The sequence below is a fragment of the Streptomyces sp. McG3 genome, assembly GCF_018619185.1.
Lineage (GTDB): Bacteria > Actinomycetota > Actinomycetes > Streptomycetales > Streptomycetaceae > Streptomyces.
Genome location: NZ_JAAXYC010000039.1, coordinates 13,166 through 32,672 on the forward strand (window position 1 = coordinate 13,166; position 19,507 = coordinate 32,672).

23 protein-coding genes are annotated in these 19,507 nt (G+C 70.6%); 11 read left to right on the forward strand and 12 right to left on the reverse strand.

Annotation, left to right across the window (positions count from 1 at the left end; all coding sequences use genetic code 11):
* Nucleotides 1-29: 29 nt before the first annotated feature.
* On the forward strand, nucleotides 30-1,094 hold the full coding sequence (locus tag HET64_RS09540; protein ID WP_215103744.1) for a cobalamin-independent methionine synthase II family protein: 1,065 nt from the start codon (nucleotides 30-32) through the stop codon (nucleotides 1,092-1,094).
* 74 nt (nucleotides 1,095-1,168) lie between these two features.
* Here HET64_RS09540 and HET64_RS09545 read toward each other — a convergent pair whose 3' ends face one another.
* Together HET64_RS09545 and HET64_RS09550 are read right to left on the reverse strand one after the other, a co-directional pair.
* Nucleotides 1,169-1,378: a DUF397 domain-containing protein gene (locus HET64_RS09545; RefSeq protein WP_215103746.1), complete on the reverse strand. Its 210-nt coding sequence runs from the start codon at nucleotides 1,376-1,378 to the stop codon at nucleotides 1,169-1,171.
* Nucleotides 1,375-2,214: a helix-turn-helix transcriptional regulator gene (locus HET64_RS09550; RefSeq protein ID WP_215103806.1), complete on the reverse strand. Its 840-nt coding sequence runs from the start codon at nucleotides 2,212-2,214 to the stop codon at nucleotides 1,375-1,377. The genes HET64_RS09545 and HET64_RS09550 overlap by 4 nt, the downstream gene beginning before the upstream one ends.
* Nucleotides 2,215-2,307: 93 nt before the next feature.
* Between HET64_RS09550 and HET64_RS09555 the strand changes: the two genes are divergently transcribed.
* Genes HET64_RS09555 through HET64_RS09570 form a run of 4 tightly spaced genes read left to right on the forward strand, consistent with a single transcriptional unit; the run spans nucleotide 2,308 to nucleotide 3,822 of the window.
* Complete coding sequence (locus HET64_RS09555; protein ID WP_215103748.1) at nucleotides 2,308-2,574, forward strand: hypothetical protein; 267 nt, start codon at nucleotides 2,308-2,310, stop codon at nucleotides 2,572-2,574.
* Between the two features lie 55 nt (nucleotides 2,575-2,629).
* Nucleotides 2,630-3,010, forward strand: a complete 381-nt coding sequence (locus HET64_RS09560; RefSeq protein WP_215103750.1) for a hypothetical protein — start codon at nucleotides 2,630-2,632, stop codon at nucleotides 3,008-3,010.
* A 32-nt stretch (nucleotides 3,011-3,042) separates the two neighbouring features.
* Nucleotides 3,043-3,441: a hypothetical protein gene (locus tag HET64_RS09565; RefSeq protein ID WP_215103752.1), complete on the forward strand. Its 399-nt coding sequence runs from the start codon at nucleotides 3,043-3,045 to the stop codon at nucleotides 3,439-3,441.
* Nucleotides 3,442-3,450: 9 nt separating this feature from the next.
* Nucleotides 3,451-3,822 carry a hypothetical protein gene (locus tag HET64_RS09570; RefSeq protein WP_215103753.1) on the forward strand — a complete coding sequence of 124 codons (372 nt, stop codon included), beginning with the start codon at nucleotides 3,451-3,453 and terminating at the stop codon, nucleotides 3,820-3,822.
* Between the two features lie 106 nt (nucleotides 3,823-3,928).
* Here HET64_RS09570 and HET64_RS09575 read toward each other — a convergent pair whose 3' ends face one another.
* The 3 genes from HET64_RS09575 to HET64_RS09585 form a co-directional block, all read right to left on the reverse strand.
* Entirely contained in the window at nucleotides 3,929-4,150 is a 222-nt protein-coding gene (locus tag HET64_RS09575; RefSeq protein ID WP_215103755.1) for a DUF6243 family protein, read from the reverse strand.
* 234 nt (nucleotides 4,151-4,384) lie between these two features.
* The gene (locus HET64_RS09580) at nucleotides 4,385-4,588 is read right to left on the reverse strand and encodes a hypothetical protein (RefSeq protein ID WP_098024396.1); all 204 of its coding nucleotides are present in this window, start codon (nucleotides 4,586-4,588) and stop codon (nucleotides 4,385-4,387) included.
* Nucleotides 4,589-4,689: 101 nt separating this feature from the next.
* Nucleotides 4,690-6,072: a glycine--tRNA ligase gene (locus tag HET64_RS09585; RefSeq protein WP_215103757.1), complete on the reverse strand. Its 1,383-nt coding sequence runs from the start codon at nucleotides 6,070-6,072 to the stop codon at nucleotides 4,690-4,692.
* A 188-nt stretch (nucleotides 6,073-6,260) separates the two neighbouring features.
* Here HET64_RS09585 and HET64_RS09590 point away from each other — a divergent pair, with 188 nt between their 5' ends.
* The 4 genes from HET64_RS09590 (at nucleotide 6,261) to HET64_RS09605 (ending at nucleotide 9,569) form a co-directional block, all read left to right on the forward strand.
* Nucleotides 6,261-7,277, forward strand: coding sequence for a metal ABC transporter substrate-binding protein (locus HET64_RS09590; RefSeq protein ID WP_215103759.1), 1,017 nt, complete (start codon nucleotides 6,261-6,263; stop codon nucleotides 7,275-7,277).
* Between the two features lie 47 nt (nucleotides 7,278-7,324).
* Nucleotides 7,325-8,131 carry a metal ABC transporter ATP-binding protein gene (locus tag HET64_RS09595; protein WP_215103808.1) on the forward strand — a complete coding sequence of 269 codons (807 nt, stop codon included), beginning with the start codon at nucleotides 7,325-7,327 and terminating at the stop codon, nucleotides 8,129-8,131.
* Nucleotides 8,131-9,030 carry a metal ABC transporter permease gene (locus HET64_RS09600; RefSeq protein WP_215103761.1) on the forward strand — a complete coding sequence of 300 codons (900 nt, stop codon included), beginning with the start codon at nucleotides 8,131-8,133 and terminating at the stop codon, nucleotides 9,028-9,030. Before HET64_RS09595 ends, HET64_RS09600 begins: the two co-directional genes overlap by 1 nt.
* A 104-nt stretch (nucleotides 9,031-9,134) precedes the next feature.
* Complete coding sequence (locus tag HET64_RS09605; protein WP_003969280.1) at nucleotides 9,135-9,569, forward strand: Fur family transcriptional regulator; 435 nt, start codon at nucleotides 9,135-9,137, stop codon at nucleotides 9,567-9,569.
* A 102-nt stretch (nucleotides 9,570-9,671) separates the two neighbouring features.
* Here the strand turns inward: HET64_RS09605 and HET64_RS09610 are convergent, their stop codons facing one another.
* The 4 genes from HET64_RS09610 to leuA form a co-directional block, all read right to left on the reverse strand.
* Nucleotides 9,672-10,544: an isoprenyl transferase gene (locus HET64_RS09610; RefSeq protein ID WP_215103763.1), complete on the reverse strand. Its 873-nt coding sequence runs from the start codon at nucleotides 10,542-10,544 to the stop codon at nucleotides 9,672-9,674.
* Nucleotides 10,545-10,606: 62 nt separating this feature from the next.
* Complete coding sequence (recO, locus tag HET64_RS09615; protein WP_215103765.1) at nucleotides 10,607-11,353, reverse strand: DNA repair protein RecO; 747 nt, start codon at nucleotides 11,351-11,353, stop codon at nucleotides 10,607-10,609.
* Nucleotides 11,354-11,443: 90 nt separating this feature from the next.
* A complete protein-coding gene (locus HET64_RS09620; RefSeq protein ID WP_215103767.1) occupies nucleotides 11,444-12,148 on the reverse strand; it encodes a TerB family tellurite resistance protein in 705 nt (234 codons plus the stop codon).
* Nucleotides 12,149-12,362: 214 nt separating this feature from the next.
* Nucleotides 12,363-14,147 carry a 2-isopropylmalate synthase gene (leuA, locus tag HET64_RS09625; protein WP_215103769.1) on the reverse strand — a complete coding sequence of 595 codons (1,785 nt, stop codon included), beginning with the start codon at nucleotides 14,145-14,147 and terminating at the stop codon, nucleotides 12,363-12,365.
* Nucleotides 14,148-14,436: 289 nt separating this feature from the next.
* Between leuA and HET64_RS09630 the strand changes: the two genes are divergently transcribed.
* Nucleotides 14,437-15,513, forward strand: coding sequence for a M4 family metallopeptidase (locus HET64_RS09630; RefSeq protein WP_215103771.1), 1,077 nt, complete (start codon nucleotides 14,437-14,439; stop codon nucleotides 15,511-15,513).
* Nucleotides 15,514-15,573: 60 nt separating this feature from the next.
* Nucleotides 15,574-15,840 (forward strand): protealysin inhibitor emfourin, encoded by a 267-nt coding sequence (locus tag HET64_RS09635; protein ID WP_215103773.1) that lies wholly within the window; start codon nucleotides 15,574-15,576, stop codon nucleotides 15,838-15,840.
* A gap of 83 nt (nucleotides 15,841-15,923) precedes the next feature.
* On the opposite strand, the gene era is transcribed toward HET64_RS09635, so the two are convergent.
* The 3 genes from era to HET64_RS09650 all read right to left on the reverse strand — a co-directional run bounded on the left by era (nucleotide 15,924) and on the right by HET64_RS09650 (nucleotide 19,350).
* Complete coding sequence (era, locus tag HET64_RS09640; protein WP_176739489.1) at nucleotides 15,924-16,898, reverse strand: GTPase Era; 975 nt, start codon at nucleotides 16,896-16,898, stop codon at nucleotides 15,924-15,926.
* A 60-nt stretch (nucleotides 16,899-16,958) separates the two neighbouring features.
* Nucleotides 16,959-17,903: a WxL protein peptidoglycan domain-containing protein gene (locus tag HET64_RS09645; protein WP_215103775.1), complete on the reverse strand. Its 945-nt coding sequence runs from the start codon at nucleotides 17,901-17,903 to the stop codon at nucleotides 16,959-16,961.
* Nucleotides 17,904-18,003: 100 nt separating this feature from the next.
* Nucleotides 18,004-19,350, reverse strand: a complete 1,347-nt coding sequence (locus HET64_RS09650; protein ID WP_251145057.1) for a beta-xylosidase — start codon at nucleotides 19,348-19,350, stop codon at nucleotides 18,004-18,006.
* Nucleotides 19,351-19,507 lie beyond the last annotated feature (157 nt).

The window sequence follows — 19,507 nt, forward strand, 5'->3', positions numbered from 1 at the left end:
GGAACCAAAGCTTCCCTACGCTACCGAGCATGACCATCCCCACGGAGCCCATCGGCAGCCTTCCGCGTTCCTCCGCGCTCGGCCAAGCCCTCACCGCCCACGCGAGCGGCCAGTTAGACGACAGCGACCTCGCCAAGCGGCAGGAACAGGCCGTCGCCGACACCCTGGCGCAGTTGGAAGGGACGGGCAGCCCCGTCCTGGTCGACGGCGAACAGGGCAAGCCCAGCTTCGCCACCTACCCGCTGGCCGGCCTGAGCACGCTGTCCCCGGACGGCGCCGTCATCCCGTTCGCCGACGGACACACCCGTCAGCTCCCCTGCATCACCGAAGGCCCCTTCCGCTACCAGGTACGGGCCGATACCTACCTGCGCGCCGCGCGGCAGCTCACCGACAAACCGGTGAAGCAGGCCGTCATCGCCCCGTCCGCCCTCAGCCTGCTGTACCCGGCGACACCCATCGACGGATACTCCCGCGAGGACTTCCTGCGCGATCTCGCCGTCGAGGCGGAGGCCGACATCCGCGGATGTCTGGACGCCGGCGCGCATGTCGTCCAACTCGACTTCACCGAAGGGAGGCTGTCGCTGAAGCTCGACCCCAGCGGTTCCGTGCTGGACGACTTCATCGCCCTCAACAACGAGGTCCTGGGACGGTTCGGTCCCGAGGAACGCAGCCGTATCGGGGTGCACACCTGTCCCGGCGGCGACCAGGACTCGACCCACAGCCTCGACATCGACTACGCGGAGCTGCTGCCCAAGCTCTTCCAGCTCAAGGCCGGCAACTTCTACCTCCAACTGGCCAGCGAGGCGGACCCCGAGCGGGTCCTGGCCGTCATCCAGGAGCACCTGCCCCCGACCGCCCGGGTGTTCATCGGGGTGACCGACCCCATCGACCCTTCGGTCGAAACACCCGAGCAGGTACGTGACCGGGTGCTCCTGGCCGCGCAATACATCCCGGTGGACCGGCTGGGCACCTGCGACGACTGCGGCTTCGCCCCCTTCGCCGACGACGCCTCCACCTCACGCGAGATCGCTTTCGCCAAGATCGACGCACGGGTCAGGGGCACCGCCCTGGCTGCGGAGGCACTGGGTCTCTGACCCGACCCGCCCTGCCGCGTCGCCAAGATGCCCCACCGTGCCGGGCACGGTGGGGCATCAGGTTGCTCGGTTCCTCAGACGGTGTCGAACGTCCCGCCCCGCACGCCCGCGACGAACGCCGCGAAGGCGGTGACGGGGACGGCGACCACGGGCCCGTCCACGGCCTTGGAGTCACGGACCGGGACGATGCCGCGCGTGGCGGTGAGGTTCGCGGCGACCTCGATGCATGCACCGCCGTTCGAGCTGTACGAAGACTTGAACCAACGAGGGGATTCGGTCGTCACGGGGTGCCCTTTCGCAACTGGCTGATCTTGGCCACAGAGGCCGCCTTCGACAGCGCCTCGCTCTGGAACTGATGGTAGGCCGTGAGCATCGGCACCACGAAGGAAGTTTCGCGCTCAACGTGGCCCTGCGCCTGCGATTCTGCGTACGCGACGATCGACCGGTCCGCAAGGGTGAGCAGATAGACCGGCAAGTTGAACGCTCTACGCGCCCCCAGGCTGAACGGCGCCACCTGGATGATCCAGTTGGGCAGCGCAGCCATCTCCTCCAACTGTTGAAGCTGAGCGGCCATGACATTCGGACCGCCGACGGCCTGGTAAAGGCAGCTTTCGTCCATGATGGCGAAGACCATGGGCGGTCGTGACCGCACCAGCGCCGCCTGACGCTGTTCCAGGACCGAGACTCGATCGTTGGCCTGCTCGACCGTGATGGCCCCGCGCTCTACGTCTCCGAGAGCAACAGCCCGCGCGTACTCCGGTGTCTGCAACAAGCCCGGAATGAGACCGACCTCGAACAGCCTGATCTCCACCGCCCGGCCTTCGTACCCCACGTACTCCGGGAAACCTTCCAGCAGGTTTCCGTGCTTCATCTCCTGCCACTGGCGCTCGAACGCCTCGCTCGATCCGATGAGATCAAATAATCGGTCCGCTTTCCTCGCGAACGGCAGAGTCGCCGGTTTGCGGCCAGTTTCGATCGCCGAGATGTGCCTGCCCGAGCAGCCGAGCAGTTCGGCCACCTGGTCCTGAATCCAGCCACGCTCCTCGCGCATCCTGCGCAGACGAGCACCGAAGGCCGCTTGCAGGCTCGCCTCGGGGTTCAGTTCCTTGATGTTTACCAACGTGCCCTCCCAGATACCCACGTTGAAGACGTCCCGACCCTAGGTCACGCTGAATCGCCCCGGTAGCCGAACGGCTACGGAGAGGAGCGATCGATGTACGGTGAGAACGTACGCCCGAATACGCCCACGCCCTCCACCACCTCCACCCCCGCATTAGGAACCCTCCTGGTCGACACCAGCCGCGCCGACCGCGTGGGCGAGTTCCGAGGGGTCGCCGGCCCCTACTGGTCGCTGCGGCCGGTAGGGGGCGGCGCGGAGTGGGAGGTCGAGCCCCGCCATGTGCGGCCCGCCGTCCTGATAGAGCAGCTCCGCGCCCGTACCGCGCGCCTCAACGCCCGTAGCCGGGGTGAAGTCCTGTGAGCCCGCGCCCCCTTCCCCGGTCGCGGGCCCGGCTCGGCGGACCCGGGCGGTCCTCATGACGCGCTCAGCGGTTTACGCGGCCGAGGTCACCCTCTCCGACGGGCAGCGGTCCGCCTCGCTCGGCGGGGTCGTCGTGCGGAACCGGCGGCTCGTCCTCCTCTGGCTCCGGCGCCAGGCGTTGCGCCTGGCCGACGGTCATGGGCTCGTCCTCGCTCCCGAACCCGTAACGCTGCCGACCGGCGACGTACGTCCGGTCCGCTTCCACGGATCGGACGCGCCCGAGGAGTTGCGCCGCTGGGCCACGGACGGCGCGGACCAGGACCACGCGATACGGGCCCTGGAGGCGGGGTTCCCCGCACTGTTCACCGTTCTCGATCCCGTCGTCGGGCTCAGCCTGACGCTCGCCGGGTGGCGTGGCCGCCCGACCGACCAGTAGTAGTCCCGCCGCCCGAAACGGAGTTGAACGCCGTGCTCCAGTGCACCGCCGTCACCCTTCTCCCTCCCGACGCCGTGCTGCGGCTCCTCGCCCCCGGGGTGGACGACCCGGACGATCCGGAGCCGTACGTCCTGTGCGAGCTCGGCGAACACGACGGCCCGGGCACCGAACACGCCGCCTTCCTCCGGCCGGGCAGGACGCCCGACTCACCGGCCCAGTGGTTCTTCTGGACCGGCGGCGGGCCCGAGCGCGTCCACCGGACCGGCCGCGCGCCCTGGTGCCCCGCGCTCCTCCGCCGGCTCGACACGGACGTCGTGCGGCAGTGCTCCTTCTTCGACCACCACCCCGCGCCCCACTCCTGGGACGTGGACGATCCGCTCGGCGACCTGACCGCGGAGCGGCTCCTATCAGGCGACTCCCTCGAAGGGTGACCCGTACCCATGCACCAGTGCACCGCCGTCGCGTTACTGCCGCCCCCCAAGCATGTGCTCGCCCTCTCGGTCCCGGATCGCCGCCCGGAGGCCGGGCCCCTGCTCTGCGAACTCGGGGAGGGCCACGACGGGACGCACGCGACGATGCTGTGGGACGAGGGCGGGCTGCCGGGAAGCGCCGTCTGGGCGCGGTGGCGCGCGGGGCGGGTCCGGCTGCTGCCGCTCCCCTGGTGCGCGGTCCGCGATCCCCGCAACGCGGACGCGGCCTGCGGTCTGTTCGCCGGGCACCCGTCGGTCCACGACTGGGAGGTCACCGACCCCACCGACGAGGCGATCACGCGGGAACTGGCGCGGCGGCACCCGCATCTGTTCCGCCGGTGACGGGCGGGCGTACCGGCGTGCGGGCGGGCGATCGGTCCGGTTCACGACCGTGGGCCCGGATCACGGATGATCCGGGCCCACGGCCCTACGGGGTGATGCTCAGGCGTCAGCTCTGCGCGGGCGACGCGTCCTGCTCGCCGCCCGGCTCGGCGGCGGTGGCAGTCTGGGCCTCGGCGCGCTCGCGCATCTTGCGCACCAGCTCCTGCTTCTTGTCCTCGGCGGCCTTGCGGTCGGCGCCTCGCGCGGAACCCGCGCCCTGCTGTTCGGCGCGGGACAGCTTCTTGCGCTGTCCGCCGACACCGAGGAGGTTGTTACGGCTCTTGGCCATGGCGTTCTCCCATGCGACGTGTGAAGTGAACCAGGTGAACGTGATCGGGGCCGGTCGCGCCGGCCCCGGGCTGCGGCGGGGTGTGCGCACCCGCCGCGCTCTCACTCGTAGATCTGGAAGAACGAAGACATGCCGGAACGGTACCCCGCCCCCGGAGCGCCCCGCACCCGGTTTTCCGGCCGCCCAGGGCCGCTCCCTGATCCCGCCGGGACCCGAACGAGAGGCCGCGAGGCATCAGGCCGTCGGATCGACCGTCGCCTGATGGGCCTCGGCCAGGTGCTCCTCGGCCTTCAGCCAGGGCAGGAACTGCGCCGAGCGGCGCCATGCGCAGGTGGAGCACGTCAGTTGGCGCGTCATGCCCGACTTCCTTACCTGCACGACGTGTTCACGGCCGTGCTGGTCCCATCTGCTGACCTTGCTGGTGGTGATGGACGGCATCGCGTACCTCCCGGGACGGCGGCGGGGGGCTCCGGTGGACTGTACGACGAAGCCCCCGGTTCCGTACCCGGAACCGGGGGCCTCACGCACTGGTGCGGGTGTCAGCAGCCGAGCAGACGCGAACCGAGGTACCCCTGGATCTGGTCCAGGGAGACGCGCTCCTGCTTCATGGTGTCGCGCTCGCGCACGGTCACCGCGTTGTCGTCGAGGGTGTCGAAGTCGACGGTGACGCAGAACGGGGTGCCGATCTCGTCCTGACGGCGGTAGCGGCGGCCGATGGCGCCGGCGTCGTCGAACTCGATGTTCCAGTTCTTGCGCAGGTCGGCCGCCAGGCCCTTGGCCTTCGGCGAGAGCTGCGGGTTGCGGGAGAGCGGCAGCACCGCGGCCTTGACCGGGGCCAGGCGGTGGTCGAGGCGCATCACGGTGCGCTTCTCCATGACGCCCTTGGCGTTGGGGGCCTCGTCCTCGACGTAGGCGTCCAGGAGGAACGCCAGCATCGCGCGGCCGACACCGGCCGCGGGCTCGATGACGTACGGCGTCCAGCGCTCGTTGGCCTCCTGGTCGTAGTAGTGGAGGTCGGTGCCCGACGCCTCGGAGTGCGCCTTGAGGTCGTAGTCGGTGCGGTTGGCCACGCCCTCCAGCTCGCCCCACTCGCTGCCGCCGAAACGGAAGCGGTACTCGATGTCGGCGGTGCGCTTGGAGTAGTGGGAGAGCTTCTCCTTCGGGTGCTCGAACCAGCGCATGTTCTCCTCGCGCATGCCGAGGTCCGTGTACCAGTTCCAGCGCTGGTCCATCCAGTACTGCTGCCACTCCTCGTCCTCGCCCGGCTTGACGAAGAACTCCATCTCCATCTGCTCGAACTCGCGGGTCCGGAAGATGAAGTTGCCCGGAGTGATCTCGTTCCGGAAGGACTTGCCCATCTGCGCGATGCCGAACGGCGGCTTCTTGCGCGAGGTCTGCAGCACCTGGCCGAAGTTGGTGAAGATGCCCTGGGCGGTCTCGGGGCGCAGGTAGGCGACCGAGCCGGAGTCCTGGGTCGGGCCGAGGTGGGTGGAGAGCAGACCCGAGAACTGCTTGGGCTCGGTGAAGGTGCCCTTGTTGCCGCAGTTGGGGCAGTTGAGGTCGGCGAGGCCGTTGACCGGCGGCTTGCCGTGCTTCTCCTCGTACGCCTCCTCCAGGTGGTCCGCGCGGTAGCGCTTGTGGCAGGAGGTGCACTCGGTGAGCGGGTCCGAGAAGGTGGCGACGTGGCCGGAGGCGACCCAGACGTCGGGCGCCAGGATGACCGACGAGTCGAGACCGACCACGTCCTCGCGCGCGGTGACCATGTAGCGCCACCACTGACGCTTGAGGTTCTCCTTCATCTCGACGCCCAGCGGCCCGTAGTCCCAGGCGGCCTTCTGGCCGCCGTAGATCTCACTGCAGGGGTAGACGAAGCCACGGCGCTTGCTCAGGCTGACGATGGTGTCGATCTTGTCGGCGGCCACGGTGCTCTCTTCATTACGACGGTGACGAACGGCGAATGCCTCAGATTACCGGCGGGCGCACCCCTGGGATCAAATCGGTGGGACGTGAAGGATCTTCCCGGTGATCTTCCCGGTGCCCCTATGTGACCTTCCGGGCATCTCATCTGCCTTGTTGACAATCGTTTCCACTTTAGTTGAAAATGAGTGTCATGAACGTACGCCGCCTCATACCCACCACCGCCGTCGCCGGAGCAGTCGTCCTCGGCCTGACCGCTCTCTCGGCCTGCTCCACCTCCGACGCAGCGGACGGGGGCAGCGGCGACAAGTTGAAGGTGACGGCGTCGTTCTACCCGATGCAGTTCCTGACCGAGAGGATCGGCGGCGATCACGTCGCGGTCACCGGCCTCACCAAGCCGGGCGTCGAGCCGCACGACCTGGAGCTCACCCCCCGCCAGATCGGCTCCATCAGCGAGTCCGACTACGTGCTGTACCTCAAGGGCATCCAGCCCGCCGTGGACGACGCGGTCGAGCAGTCCGGTGTGCAGAACACCGTCGACGCCGCGACCCTCACCACGCTGGAGAACCACGGCTCCGAGGTCAGCGGCCACGACCACGGGCACGAGGGCGAAGAAGAGCACGGCCACGAGGAAGAGGCCCCCGAGGAGCACTCCGAGGGCGACGGCCACAACCACGGCGAGGAGGGCGGCGCCGACCCGCACATCTGGCTGGACCCGGTGAAGTACGCCGAGGTCGCCAAGGGCGTCGGCAAGTCGCTGGAGAAGGCCGACCCCGACCACGCCGCCGACTACAAGAAGAACACCGACGCCCTCGTCGCCGAGCTGGGCGAGCTGAACACGGCGTACGAGACCGGGCTGAAGAACACCTCCACCAAGACGTTCATCACCACCCACTCCGCCTTCGGCTACCTCGCCGAGCGCTACGGGCTCACCCAGCAGGGCATCGCGGGCATCGACCCCGAGGCCGAGCCGAGCCCCGCCCGGATCCAGGAGATCCACACCATCGCGGAGAAGGACAAGGCCACCACGGTCTTCTTCGAGACGCTCGCCAGCGACCGGACCGCCAAGACCCTCGCGAAGGACACCGGCCTCAAGACCGGCGTCCTGGACCCGCTGGAGGGAATCACGGACAAGTCCCGGGGCGCTGACTACATCGAGGTCATGGAGTCCAACCTCGCCGCGCTGCGGAAGGCACTCGGCGCGAAGTGACCCGCACCACCCCGTGGACCCGCACCACCCCTGGATCGGAGGCGCTCATGCCGGAGCGTGAGAGCACCACCCGCGAGCCCGTGGCCACCGGCCACGAGCAGCCCGTCATCGCCCTGCGCGGCGCCACGGCCACCCTCGGCGCACGCCCCGTGCTGCGCGGGGTGGACCTGACCGTGCACCGCGGCGAGGTCGTCGCGCTGCTGGGCGCCAACGGTTCCGGCAAGTCCACCGCCGTACGGTCCGTCATCGGGCAGGTCCCGCTGACCGGCGGCACCGTCGAGCTGTTCGGCACCGAGCTGCGCCGCTTCCGCCGGTGGGGCCGGATCGGCTACGTCCCGCAGCGCACCACGGCGGCGGGCGGCGTGCCCGCCACGATCCGCGAGGTCGTCGCCTCCGGCCGGCTGTCCCGTACGGGGCTGCGGTGGCCCGGGAAGGCGGACCGGGCGGCCGTGGACCGGGCCATCGCGCTGGTGGGCCTCGCCGACCGCGCCAAGGACTCCGTGAGCGCGCTGTCCGGGGGCCAGCACCAGCGGGTCCTGATCGCCCGCGCCCTGGCCTCCGAGCCGGAGCTGCTGATCATGGACGAGCCGATGGCCGGGGTCGACCTGGCCAGCCAGGAGATCCTCGCCTCGACCCTGCGCGAGCAGGTGGCGCTGGGCACCTCCGTGCTGCTCGTGCTGCACGAGCTGGGCCCGCTGGAGCCCCTGATCGACCGGGCCGTCGTCCTGCGCGACGGCTGCGTGACACACGACGGGCCGCCGCCCGAGGCGCTCGGCCAGCACGCTCTGCCCGGCCACGACCACGTACACCCCCACGCGGCCGCCGAGCCCCTCCGGACGGGACTGCTGACCTGATGCTCCTCGAATTCCTGAACCCTCCCTTCATGCAGCGGGCGCTCCTCGCGGCCGTCCTGGTCGGCATCACCGCGCCCGCCATCGGCATCTACCTGGTGCAGCGGCGGCAGGCCCTGATGGGCGACGGCATCGGGCACATCGCGATGACCGGCGTCGGCCTCGGCTTCCTGCTCTCCACCAGCCCGGTCTGGATGGCCACCGCCGTCGCGGTGGCCGGTGCGGTCGTGATGGAGCTGATCCGCTGGTACGGACACACCCGCGGCGACCTCGCCCTGGCGATGCTGTTCTACGGCGGCATGGCGGGCGGCGTCATGCTGATCAACCTGTCCGACACGGGTTCCAACGCCAACCTGACCTCGTACCTCTTCGGCTCGCTGGCCACCGTCTCCGAGTCGGACGTCATCGCGATCTGCGTGCTGGCCGCCTTCGTGGTGCTGGTCACGGTGGGGCTGCGACGGCAGTTGTTCGCGGTCAGCCAGGACGAGGAGTTCGCCCGGGTGTCCGGGCTGCCGGTGCGGGTGCTGAACCTGCTGATCGCGGTGACCGCCGCCGTGACCGTGACCGTCGCGATGCGGGTCGTCGGCCTGCTGCTGGTCAGCGCGCTGATGGTGGTGCCCGTGGCGGCGGCGCAGCAGATCACCAAGTCCTTCAAGGTCACGTTCGTGCTGGCCGTGGTGATCGGCACGGCCGTGACCCTCACCGGCACCGTGACCTCGTACTACCAGGACGTTCCGCCCGGCGCGACGATCGTGCTGCTGGCCATCGCGGTGTTCGTGGCGCTGACCGCGCTCGCCGCTCCGCTCGCGAGACGCCGGGCACGGACGAGCGAGGCGAAGGGGGCCGAGTGCACCCTTGAGGTACCGGGGGCCCGCCGGGAACGGGACGACGTACGGGTGTGACAGCGGTGCGTGTGACCGAGTCGCACCGTACGTGTTCGCCGGCGGCGCCCGGCCGGGCTGGCACAATGGCCCGACACATGTACGGGCGACACGAGGAGGCAGCTGTGGCCACGGCGCCGATCAGTGGCACGAACGCAGCGCCGGTACGCGGCCGGTCCACCCGGCAGCGGGCGGCGGTGGCGGCGGCGCTCGACGAGGTCGACGAGTTCCGCAGCGCCCAGGAGCTGCACGACGTCCTCAAGCACCGCGGCGACTCCGTGGGCCTGACGACGGTCTACCGGACCCTGCAGTCCCTCGCCGACGCGGGTGAGGTGGACGTCCTGCGCACCGCCGAGGGCGAGTCCGTCTACCGGCGGTGCTCGACCGGTGACCATCACCACCACCTGGTCTGCCGGCTCTGCGGCAAGGCGGTGGAGGTCGAGGGCCCGGCCGTCGAGCAGTGGGCCGAGATGATCGCCGCCCAGCACGGCTATGTGAACGTCGCGCACACCGTCGAGGTCTTCGGCACGTGCGCGGAGTGCGCCGCGAGCAAGGCGTAACGAGCGGAACGAACCAGAAGAGGCGGGCCCGGGACGTGTCCAACGTCCCGGGCCCGCCTCTTTCACGTCACTTTTCGCGCCACTTTCCGCGCCACTTTCGCGTCACTTCCTGGCTGCCTCAGCGGCTTCGGCCGCCTTCGCCGCCTTCGCCGCCTTCGCCGCCTCCACCGCCTCCACCGCCTCCGCCCCGCCGAAGCGGCGGTCGCGCTGGGCGTACTCCAGGCAGGCCCGCCACAGGTCCCGACGGTCGAAATCCGGCCAGAGAACGTCCTGGAAGACCATCTCGGCGTACGCGCTCTGCCAGATCAGGTAGTTCGAGGTGCGCTGCTCGCCGCTGGGGCGCACGAAGAGGTCCACGTCCGGCATGTCCGGGTAGTACGTGTACTTCGCGAACGTCTTCTCGTTGACCTTGGACGGGTCGAGCTTCCCGGCCGCCACGTCCTGGGCGATGCGCTGCGCGGCATCCGCGATCTCGGCACGGCCGCCGTAGTTGACGCAGAAGTACAGCGTCATCCTGTCGTTGTCCTTGGTCTGCTCCTGGGCGACCTGGAGCTCCTGGACGACGGACTTCCACAGCTTGGGCATGCGGCCCACCCAGCGGATGCGGATGCCGAGCTCGTCCATCTCGTCACGGCGGCGGCGGATCACGTCGCGGTTGAAGTTCATCAGGAACTTCACCTCGTCCGGCGAGCGCTTCCAGTTCTCCGTGGAGAAGGCGTAGAGCGAGAGGTTCTTCACGCCCATCTCGATACAGCCCTTGAGAACGTCCATGACGACGCCCTCACCGACCTTGTGGCCCTCGGTGCGCGGCAGACCCCGCTCCTTGGCCCAGCGGCCGTTGCCGTCCATCACGACGGCGACGTGCTGGGGCACCAGCTCGCCGGGGATCTTCGGAGGCGTCGCGCCCGTGGGGTGCGGCTCGGGGGTCTTGTACGTGCGCCGGTTACGGCCGCCGAGGATCCCGCGTACTGCCATGAGCTTCTCAGTCTCCCTGTGTCACTTCTCCACGCACCGCGTCGTCTGCCCGACGCACCGCGTCACTTCTCCACGTACCGCAGCGAGCGCAGGCCGCGCTCCAGATGCCAGTGCAGATAGGCGGACACCAGCCCGCTCCCCTCCCTGACATGACGCGCCTCGCACGCGTCCGCCGTCGCCCAGTCGCCGCTGAGCAGCGCGCTCAGCAGGACCAGGGCCTGTGCCGAGGGTACGACGCTGCCGGGGACCCGGCAGTCACCGCATATGACGCCCCCCGCCGCGACGGAGAAGAACCGGTTCGGACCGGGCATTCCGCACTTGGCGCAGTCCTCGAAGCTGGGCGCGTACCCGTTGACCGCGAGCGAGCGCAGCAGGAACGCGTCCAGGATCAGGTGGGGGGCGTGCTCGCCCCGGGCGAGGGTGCGCAGGCCGCCGACGAGCAGCAGATACTGCTGGACGGCCGGTTCGCCCTCGTGGTCGGTGAACCGCTCGGCGGTCTCCAGCATCGCGGTGCCCGCCGTGTAGCGGGCGTAGTCGGCGACGATCCCGCCGCCGTAGGGGGCGATCGTCTCGCTCTGGGTGCAGAGCGGCAGCCCGCGGCCGACCAGTTCGCTGCCGCGGGCGAAGAACTGCACGTCGACGTGGGAGAAGGGCTCCAGGCGGGCGCCGAACTTGGATTTGGTGCGGCGCACCCCGCGGGCGACGGCCCGCACCCGGCCGTGGCCGCGGGTCAGGATCGTGATGATCCGGTCAGCCTCGCCCAGTTTCTGCGTACGCAGCACGATGCCGTCGTCCCGGAACAAGCTCATGGGCCCATTGTCGCCCACCCGGTGCCGCCCGCGGCGGGTCGGCTGCGGAGAAGGGCCCGGGAAGGCGTACGGGCGGCTGTGGAGAAGGCTCTAGGAGGGCGTACGGGCGGCTGCCGCCAGCAGGCGGACGGTGTCGTCCGCGGGGAGCTGGAGGGCGCTGCCGACCGTGGTCAGGACCTGGCGCTCGGCGGCGCAGTAGGGCCCGTCGGCCAGCGCGATCCTGGCGCCCTGGAGGAGGACCGACTCGCGGCCGGCGGTGGCCAGGTGCGGGGCGAGCGGGGCCAGCACCTCGTGCAGCTCGATGGCGAGGGTGGGGCCGCAGGCCTCGGCGGCCGGGTCGGAACCGGAACCGCGCCCGGTGTCGGCGGCCAGCACCTCGACGACGGTGAACAGCTGCTCCTGGGTGCAGTCGTCGAGCCCGGCGTCGCGCACGGTGGCGACGGCGGCCTCCAGGACCGTGCGGGAGGTGGTGCCCCCGGCGGCGAGGACGGCCAGGGTGACGGTGTGGACGGCCTCGCGGAGCATCGCCGAGAACCGGGTCGTGGTGGGGTGGTCCAGCGCCTCGGGGGCGTAGTGGGTGAGGCAGGCGGCGCACTCGACGACGGGCTCGGTCTCGCCCCGGCCGACCAGCGGGACGCCGAGGACGGTGAGGCGGCGGCGGCCGGTGAGCCGGCGGTAGTTGCGGTCTCCCCCGCAGCCGGGGCAGAAGAAGGCGCCGTCGCCGACGGCGTCCCAGATGGTGCGAACGCCGCAGAGGACCGGCCTCAGAGCGCGTTGTCCTTTGGCTGACCGCACCTCGTACACCTCCGTAACGCTCCGGCAACATTGCCGTGTGTTGGACGTGATGTTAGCCACACGTGCGATGCGGCGTCAGCCTCTGGGACGTCACAACCCCCGGATATGGCCGAACCCCGACCACCCGGAGCGGGCGGTCGGGGTCCGTGATTGCCGTCGTACGGGGTCGAACCGGACGTCCGTGCGAAGAGGGGGACGCGAGGGACCGGACGGGTCAGCGGGCCGCGCGGTTGACGGCGGAGACGACCGCCTTGAGCGAGGCGCGGGTGGTGTTGGCGTCGATGCCGATGCCCCACAGGACCTTGCCGTCGATCGCGCACTCGATGTACGAGGCGGCCTGGGCGCTGGCGCCCTCGCTCATCGTGTGCTCGGTGTAGTCCAGCAGCCGGGCGTCGATGCCGATGGCCTGCAGCGCTTCGAAGAACGCGGAGATCGGGCCGTTGCCCGTACCGCTCAGCACGGTGTCCGCGCCGTCGACGGTGGCCTCGACGGTCAGGGTGTCCCGGCCGTCGGTGTCGGTGGTGGTCTGGCCGGAGCGGAGCTGGACGCGGCCCCATCGAGCCACGGCGTTCTCGGCGTTCGGCAGGTACTCGTCCTGGAAGGCGGTCCAGATCTGGGCCGGGGTGACCTCGCCGCCCTCGGCGTCGGTCTTGGCCTGAATGATCCGGGAGAACTCGATCTGCATCCGGCGCGGCAGGTCCAGCTTGTGGTCGTTCTTCAGGACGTAGGCGATACCGCCCTTGCCGGACTGCGAGTTGACCCGGATGACGGCCTCGTAGGAGCGGCCGACGTCCTTCGGGTCGATCGGCAGGTACGGCACGGCCCACTCGATGTCGTCGACGGTCTTCCCCTGGGCGGCGGCGTCCCGCTCCATGGCGTCGAAGCCCTTCTTGATGGCGTCCTGGTGGGAGCCGGAGAAGGCGGTGTAGACCAGGTCGCCCGCGTAGGGGTGGCGCGGGTGGATCTCCATCTGGTTGCAGTACTCGCTGGTGCGGCGGATCTCGTCGATCTGCGAGAAGTCGATCTGCGGGTCGACGCCCTGGGAGAAGAGGTTCATGCCCAGGGTGACCAGGTCGACGTTGCCGGTGCGCTCGCCCTGGCCGAACAGGCAGCCCTCGATGCGGTCGGCGCCCGCCATGATGGCCAGCTCGGCGGCGGCGACGGCGGTGCCCCGGTCGTTGTGCGGGTGGACGGAGAGGCAGACGAACTCGCGGCGGGTCAGGTTGCGGGACATCCACTCGAAGCGGTCCGCGTGGGTGGAGGGCGTCGAACGCTCCACGGTGGCGGGCAGGTTGAGGATGATCTCGCGGCCCTCCTCCGGCTGCCAGACGTCGCAGACGGCCTCGCAGACCTCCAGGGCGAAGTCCAGCTCGGTGTCGGTGAAGATCTCCGGGCTGTACTGGTAGCCGAAGACCGTCTCCGGGCCCAGGATCTTCTCGGCGTACTCCATGACCAGCCGGGTGCCGTCCACCGCGATCTGCTTGACCTCCTCGCGCGAGCCGCGGAAGACGACGCGGCGGAAGGTGGGGGCGGTGGCGTTGTACAGGTGGACGGTGGCCCGGTGCGCGCCGACCAGGGACTCCACGGTGCGCTCGATCAGCTCCTCGCGGGCCTGCGTCAGGACGGAGATCGTCACGTCCTCGGGGATCGCGCCCTCTTCGATGATGGAGCGTACGAAGTTGAAGTCGGTCTCGCCGGAGGACGGGAAGCCGACCTCGATCTCCTTGTAGCCCATCGCGACCAGCAGGTCGAACATCTCGCGCTTGCGGGCCGGGGACATCGGGTCGATCAGCGCCTGGTTGCCGTCGCGCAGATCGGTGGACAGCCAGCGGGGCGCGGCGGTGATCCGGTTGTCGGGCCAGGTGCGGTCGGCGATGTCCACGGCCTCGTAGCCGCGGTACTTGTGGACCGGCATCCCGGACGTCTTCTGGAGCTGCGTCGCGTTGGTGATCGGGGTGGGGCGGCCGACAGAATTACCGGCGGGATTCACGGTGGTCATGGCGTAGGGCTCCTCGGTCCAGCGGGGGTCGGCCGACTGTGTCGCTGCAGCACCAGACTCCGCGGGGAGGGGGTCGGCCTACGACTACAGGCCCTCGCCGCGGCAGCTAAGGAGAAGCAGCCCGAAACGCATGATGCGACGAGCGTAACCGAGTGTGGCCCGTGGTGTCGGTCCGTATCAGTATGCGGGACCGGGCATCGATGACGGGAAAACAGTGACTCATCACTCCATTTCGTCAATCATCGTCGCAACCAGTGACAGCACAGTGACGGAGTGCCACAGTCGTTGTATGCACCTTCGAACCGACGGCGAGCTCCACCCCGTCTTCTGCACCATCGTTCCGCCCCACGTCCTCGATCACCTGTCCCGGTCCGCCGAGGCCCGGTTCGCGGATCCGGCCCGCCGCACCCTGGCGGCCGACGGACTCCGCCGCGACCGCCGCCGGGCGACGGCCCTCGCCGCCGTCCCGACCGCCCACGGCGTGGGCGCGGTCCCCACCAAGCCCCACCGCACCCTGTACGACTGCGGGAACGGCACCGCCCTGCCCGGCCGCCAGGTCCGCGACGAGGGAGACAAGCCCACCTCGGACGCCAGCGTCAACCGCGCGTACGCCGGCCTCGGCGCCACCTTCGAGCTGCTGCTCTCGGCGTACGGTCGCAGCTCGATCGACGGCAAGGGGCTGCCGCTGATCGGCTCCGTGCACTACGGCGAGGAGTACAACAACGCGTTCTTCGACGGCGAGCAGATGGTCTTCGGGGACGGCGACGGCGAGATCTTCCTCGACTTCACCGTCGCGGTCGACGTGATCGCCCACGAGCTGGCCCACGGTCTGACGCAGTACACCGCCAACCTGCGCTACGAGGGCCAGTCGGGCGCGCTCAACGAGTCGGTGTCCGACGTCTTCGGCTCGCTGGTGAAGCAGTACTCGCTGGGCCAGAGCGCGGAGCAGGCCGACTGGCTGATCGGGGCCGGGCTGCTGGCGCCCCGGGTCAGCGGGGACGCGCTGCGCTCGATGAAGGCCCCGGGCACGGCGTACGACGACGACGTCCTCGGCAAGGACCCGCAGCCGGGCTCCATGGCGGACTACATCGAGACGGAGGAGGACAACGGCGGGGTCCACCTCAACTCCGGTATCCCCAACCGCGCGTTCCACCTCCTGGCCACCGCGCTGGGCGGCAACTCCTGGGAGCGTGCCGGGCAGATCTGGTTCGACGTGCTGACCGGCGGAGAGCTGACGGCGAACGCGGACTTCGCGGAGTTCGCCCGGCTGACGGTCGCGGCGGCGGGCGACCGCTTCGGGGCGGCCGACGAGCGGGAGGCGGTCCTGAAGGCCTGGTCGGAGGTGGGCGTTCCGACCAAGGCGTGACCCGGCCCGCCCGGCAGGCGGGGTTGAGCGCCCCTGCCGGCCCCCGATAGACAGGACCCCATGCGTATTCAGGTCAGCAGGACCGGCGGTTTCGCCGGCATCGCCCGCCGCCATGAGGTCGACACCGGGGAAAGGGCGGACGCCGCGGAGTGGCACGCGCTCGCCGCGGAGGCGCTCGCCTCCGCGCGGGACACCCCGACGACGGGAGTACCGGACGGCTTCCGGTACGAGATCACCGTCGGGGACCGCACCGTGTACTGCGCTGACCCCGATCTGACCGGGGCGCAGCGCACGCTGATCTCACGCGTCCTCAAGGAGGGCGCGTGAGATCGGCTCCTTCGGCCGGACCCGAGCCTTTCGTCTGGATCATGCCGGGCTCGCGGGGTCCGACCTGATCCAGGTGAAAGGCCCTAGAACCCGAGCTTCCGCAGCTGCTTCGGATCGCGCTGCCAGTCCTTGGCGACCTTCACGTGCAGGTCCAGGAAGACCGGCGTGCCGAGCAGGGCCTCGATGTGCTTGCGGGACTTGGTGCCGACGTCCTTCAGCCGCTGACCCTTCGGGCCGATGATGATGCCCTTCTGGCTGGGGCGCTCGATGTAGACGTTGGCGTGGATGTCCAGCAGCGGCTTGTCCGCCGGACGGTCGGTGCGCGGCAGCATCTCCTCGACGACGACCGCGATGGAGTGCGGCAGCTCGTCGCGTACGCCCTCCAGCGCCGCCTCGCGGATCAGCTCCGCGACCATGACCATCTCCGGCTCGTCGGTGAGGTCGCCCTCGGGGTAGAGCGGCGGGCTCACGGGGAGCAGCGGGGCGATGAGGTCGGCGAGCAGGCCGACCTGCTGGTCCTTGACCGCCGAGACCGGGATGATCTCGGCCCACTCGAAGCCCAGTTCGTCGGCGAGCGCGGAGACGGCGAGGAGCTGTTCGGCCAGCGCCTTCGACTCGACCAGGTCGGTCTTGGTGATGATGGCGATCTTGGGGGTCTTCTTGATCCCCGCGAGCTCCTTGACGATGTACTTGTCGCCGGGGCCGAGCTTCTGGTCGGCGGGCAGGCAGAAGCCGATGACGTCGACCTCGGCCCAGGTGGTCCGCACGACGTCGTTGAGCCGCTCGCCCAGGAGGGTGCGCGGCTTGTGGAGGCCGGGGGTGTCGACCAGGATCAGCTGCGCGTCGTCACGGTGCACGATGCCGCGCACCGTGTGCCGTGTGGTCTGGGGGCGGTTGGAGGTGATCGCCACCTTCTGACCGACGAGAGCGTTCGTGAGGGTGGACTTGCCCGCGTTGGGGCGGCCCACGAAGCAGGCGAAGCCGGCCCGGTGGGGGGAGGTGGTCTCCGCTTGCGCGGCAGCGGATTCTTGGTTCGGTCGAGCGCTCATGGCGACCATTCTCCCCGATCCCGGCGGCGCCGGAGGACAGTGGGCCGCGCGAGACCGGTCACGTCCGCCTCAGTCCGTACGGGTACGGCGTCGGCGGGCCCGTGCCCACAGGGTCCCTCCGGCGGCGATCAGCACGGCGAGCACCCCGGCGAGGAGCCACGGCACGGCCAGGAACGTGACGGCCGCCGACTCCCTCGTGCCCTTCGCGGTGGCGGTGAGTTCGACCTCGGCCCGGTCCAGCTGCGGCGCCCCGTCCCAGGTCTCGGTCAGCCGGACCTGTTGGCGGGGCAGCAGCTCGGCGGGCGGCTTCGTCAGGCCGCGCCGCAGCAGGGTCCGGCCGAAGAGGCCCTCGGCGCGCAGGGCGACGGCGGGGGCGAGGGTGACGTTCCCCCGGTTGTGGAGGGTGTACGAGATGACGGCGCGGCTCGTGCCGGTGCCCGGGACCAGGGGCCGGTCCTGCTCGATCCGGATGTCCTCGACGGAGAGCGCGGGGACGGTGGGCCCGTTCACCCGGAGGTGGATCCGGGCGCCGACGGCTCGGCGGACCCCTACGGCCAGGGCGCCGCGGCGGGTGGCCTCGACGCGTTCGTCCAGGGCGATCAGGGCGCCGGGGTGGTCGCCCGGCTCGGCGTTCTCCGGGACGGTGATGGTCAGGGGCACGGTGACCGAGGCCTTGGGGCCCACGGTGACGGTGTCCCGGTCGGTGCGGGCCCAGGCGCCGACGGAGCGCTGCTTCTCGCTCCGGTCGCGGACGGCGAAGCCGCCGTCGCGCGGGGTGTTGTAGGCGTCGGCCGCGTACAGCCGCAGGGTCAGCGGCTTCGCGGTCTTGTTGGTGACGGTGACCCGGTCGGTGAGCGTCGTGCCCGGGGCGGCGAAGAGGTAGAGGGAGGGGCGTTCGCCGGACGGGCCGGAGGCCGGCTGGACGGACCAGCTGCCGTTGTCGGCCGGATGGGCGGCGGGCGTGCCGAGGAACAGCAGGGCGGCCGTCAGGAGGACCACGGAGAGCTTGCGCACGGTACGGGACCCCCAGGTCGCGTCCGGGTGGAGTGGGCCGGCCGGGTGCGCGCCCGGCCCACGGTGGTGAGGCCGAGGGCCTCGGGTGCGGGCCGGTGGCTCAGGTGAGCGTGAGGGTCAGCACTCCGGCGTAGGAACCGGCCCCGGTGAAGGCGGGCACGTCCAGGGAGAGCCCCGCGTCGACGGTGAACTCCCCGCCGGTGGCCGCCCCGTCGGGCGTGGACGCCAGGGTGGCCCCGGCGCTGCCGACCGATCCGGCGCTGCCCGCCGCGCAGGTGCTCGGGCTGCCGGGCTTCGTGGCGCAGGACGGGGTCCAGTCGAGGGCGTCGGCGCTGATCCGCGCCCCGCCCGGACCCTTGAAGTCGGTGACCTTGCCGGTGAGGGACCAGCCCGCGGGGCCGCCGCGGAAGTCCTCGACGGTCACCGTGCGCAGGTCGCCGGTGGAGGCTCCGCCCCGGCCGAAGTCGACCCCGGACAGCTGGACGCTGTCGCCGGCCTGGGTCATGGACAGGGTGCCCGCCCGGACGGTCGTGGTGAGCTCCTGGCTGCCGTCGGGGATCTCGCCGCCCCCGGTGACGGTGTACGCCAGCGGGCCGGCGCCCTTCTCGGCGTCCCAGGCGCCGCCCTCGTAGGCGACGATGCCGGTGGTGTCCGGGTCGCTGACGGCGAGCCGGGCGGTGAAGGCCCCGGATCCGTCGGCGGTGGCCGTGGTGGTGTCCCCGGTCTGCGCGCCGCCGTCGCGGCCCGCCACGGTGATGCCCGCGCCCGGGGTGAACTTCGTGCCGGTGACGGTGACCTCGTCGCCCGCCTCCCCGGAGGCGGCCGAGAGCTGGACGGTACGTTCGTTGACCTGGCCGCCGCCGGTGGCGACGACGGTCTCCGACACGGGGGCGGGCGGACCCGTCACCGTGCAGGGGGTGTCCAGCTCCATGATGTAGCTGGTGTGGATGTTGTAGTCGCCGGGCGACAGGGTGATCGCGCCGGGCGCGGTGACGGTGAACGTGCCCGTCATGGAGAACGACGGGAAGGCGCCCTTGCCGGGGACCGGGGGGTTCTTCTTGGGTCCCGCGACGGTGACGTCGCCGCTCTGCGCTCCGCCGAGGGTGACCTCCCCGGTCGGCGTCATGATGTCGGCGGGCAGGGCCAGGTCGACCGGGTTGCTGGCGGCGGGCACGACCACGGTGTAGGTCACCGCGACGGTGTCGCCGACCTGCGGGGTCGTGTTGTCGACGGTGATCTGCGCGGTCGTGGTGCCGTCGATGGGCGGGATGCCCGCGATGGGCGGCGGGATGCAGTGGGTGGGGAAGTCCACCGCGACGGAGGCCGTCGCGGCGGCCTGCGCCGGGCCCCCGAGCAGCCCTCCCCCGGTGACGACGAGTGCGGTGATGCCCAGGGCGGCGGCCCAGCGGCGCCGCGGTTCGGTGGATCTTCGCATGGTCGGTCGCATGAATTCGGTGCCCTCCTGCGGAAAGCGGTACGGCGGCTCTTCCGTACCGGCAGGGGGCCATTGATGACCCGGGCGAAAAAGAAGTCAATGCAGACGAAACGCGGCGACTGATGGCCCATCAGATGATGGCATGATCGCCGCCGGGCGGGCGTCCCTC

Coding starts and splice junctions, on each gene's coding strand:
- HET64_RS09570 (WP_215103753.1), top strand. CDS start 3,451: ATGCACCAGTGCACCGCCGTCGCGTTACTGCCGCCCCCCAAGCATGTG.
- HET64_RS09610 (WP_215103763.1), bottom strand. CDS start 10,544: ATGGCAGTACGCGGGATCCTCGGCGGCCGTAACCGGCGCACGTACAAG.
- HET64_RS09650 (WP_251145057.1), bottom strand. CDS start 19,350: ATGCGACCGACCATGCGAAGATCCACCGAACCGCGGCGCCGCTGGGCC.
- era (WP_176739489.1), bottom strand. CDS start 16,898: ATGGTCGCCATGAGCGCTCGACCGAACCAAGAATCCGCTGCCGCGCAA.
- HET64_RS09560 (WP_215103750.1), top strand. CDS start 2,630: ATGACGCGCTCAGCGGTTTACGCGGCCGAGGTCACCCTCTCCGACGGG.
- HET64_RS09590 (WP_215103759.1), top strand. CDS start 6,261: ATGAACGTACGCCGCCTCATACCCACCACCGCCGTCGCCGGAGCAGTC.
- HET64_RS09580 (WP_098024396.1), bottom strand. CDS start 4,588: ATGCCGTCCATCACCACCAGCAAGGTCAGCAGATGGGACCAGCACGGC.
- leuA (WP_215103769.1), bottom strand. CDS start 14,147: ATGACCACCGTGAATCCCGCCGGTAATTCTGTCGGCCGCCCCACCCCG.
- HET64_RS09630 (WP_215103771.1), top strand. CDS start 14,437: ATGCACCTTCGAACCGACGGCGAGCTCCACCCCGTCTTCTGCACCATC.
- HET64_RS09635 (WP_215103773.1), top strand. CDS start 15,574: ATGCGTATTCAGGTCAGCAGGACCGGCGGTTTCGCCGGCATCGCCCGC.
- HET64_RS09595 (WP_215103808.1), top strand. CDS start 7,325: ATGCCGGAGCGTGAGAGCACCACCCGCGAGCCCGTGGCCACCGGCCAC.
- HET64_RS09575 (WP_215103755.1), bottom strand. CDS start 4,150: ATGGCCAAGAGCCGTAACAACCTCCTCGGTGTCGGCGGACAGCGCAAG.
- HET64_RS09555 (WP_215103748.1), top strand. CDS start 2,308: ATGTACGGTGAGAACGTACGCCCGAATACGCCCACGCCCTCCACCACC.
- HET64_RS09540 (WP_215103744.1), top strand. CDS start 30: ATGACCATCCCCACGGAGCCCATCGGCAGCCTTCCGCGTTCCTCCGCG.
- recO (WP_215103765.1), bottom strand. CDS start 11,353: ATGAGCTTGTTCCGGGACGACGGCATCGTGCTGCGTACGCAGAAACTG.
- HET64_RS09600 (WP_215103761.1), top strand. CDS start 8,131: ATGCTCCTCGAATTCCTGAACCCTCCCTTCATGCAGCGGGCGCTCCTC.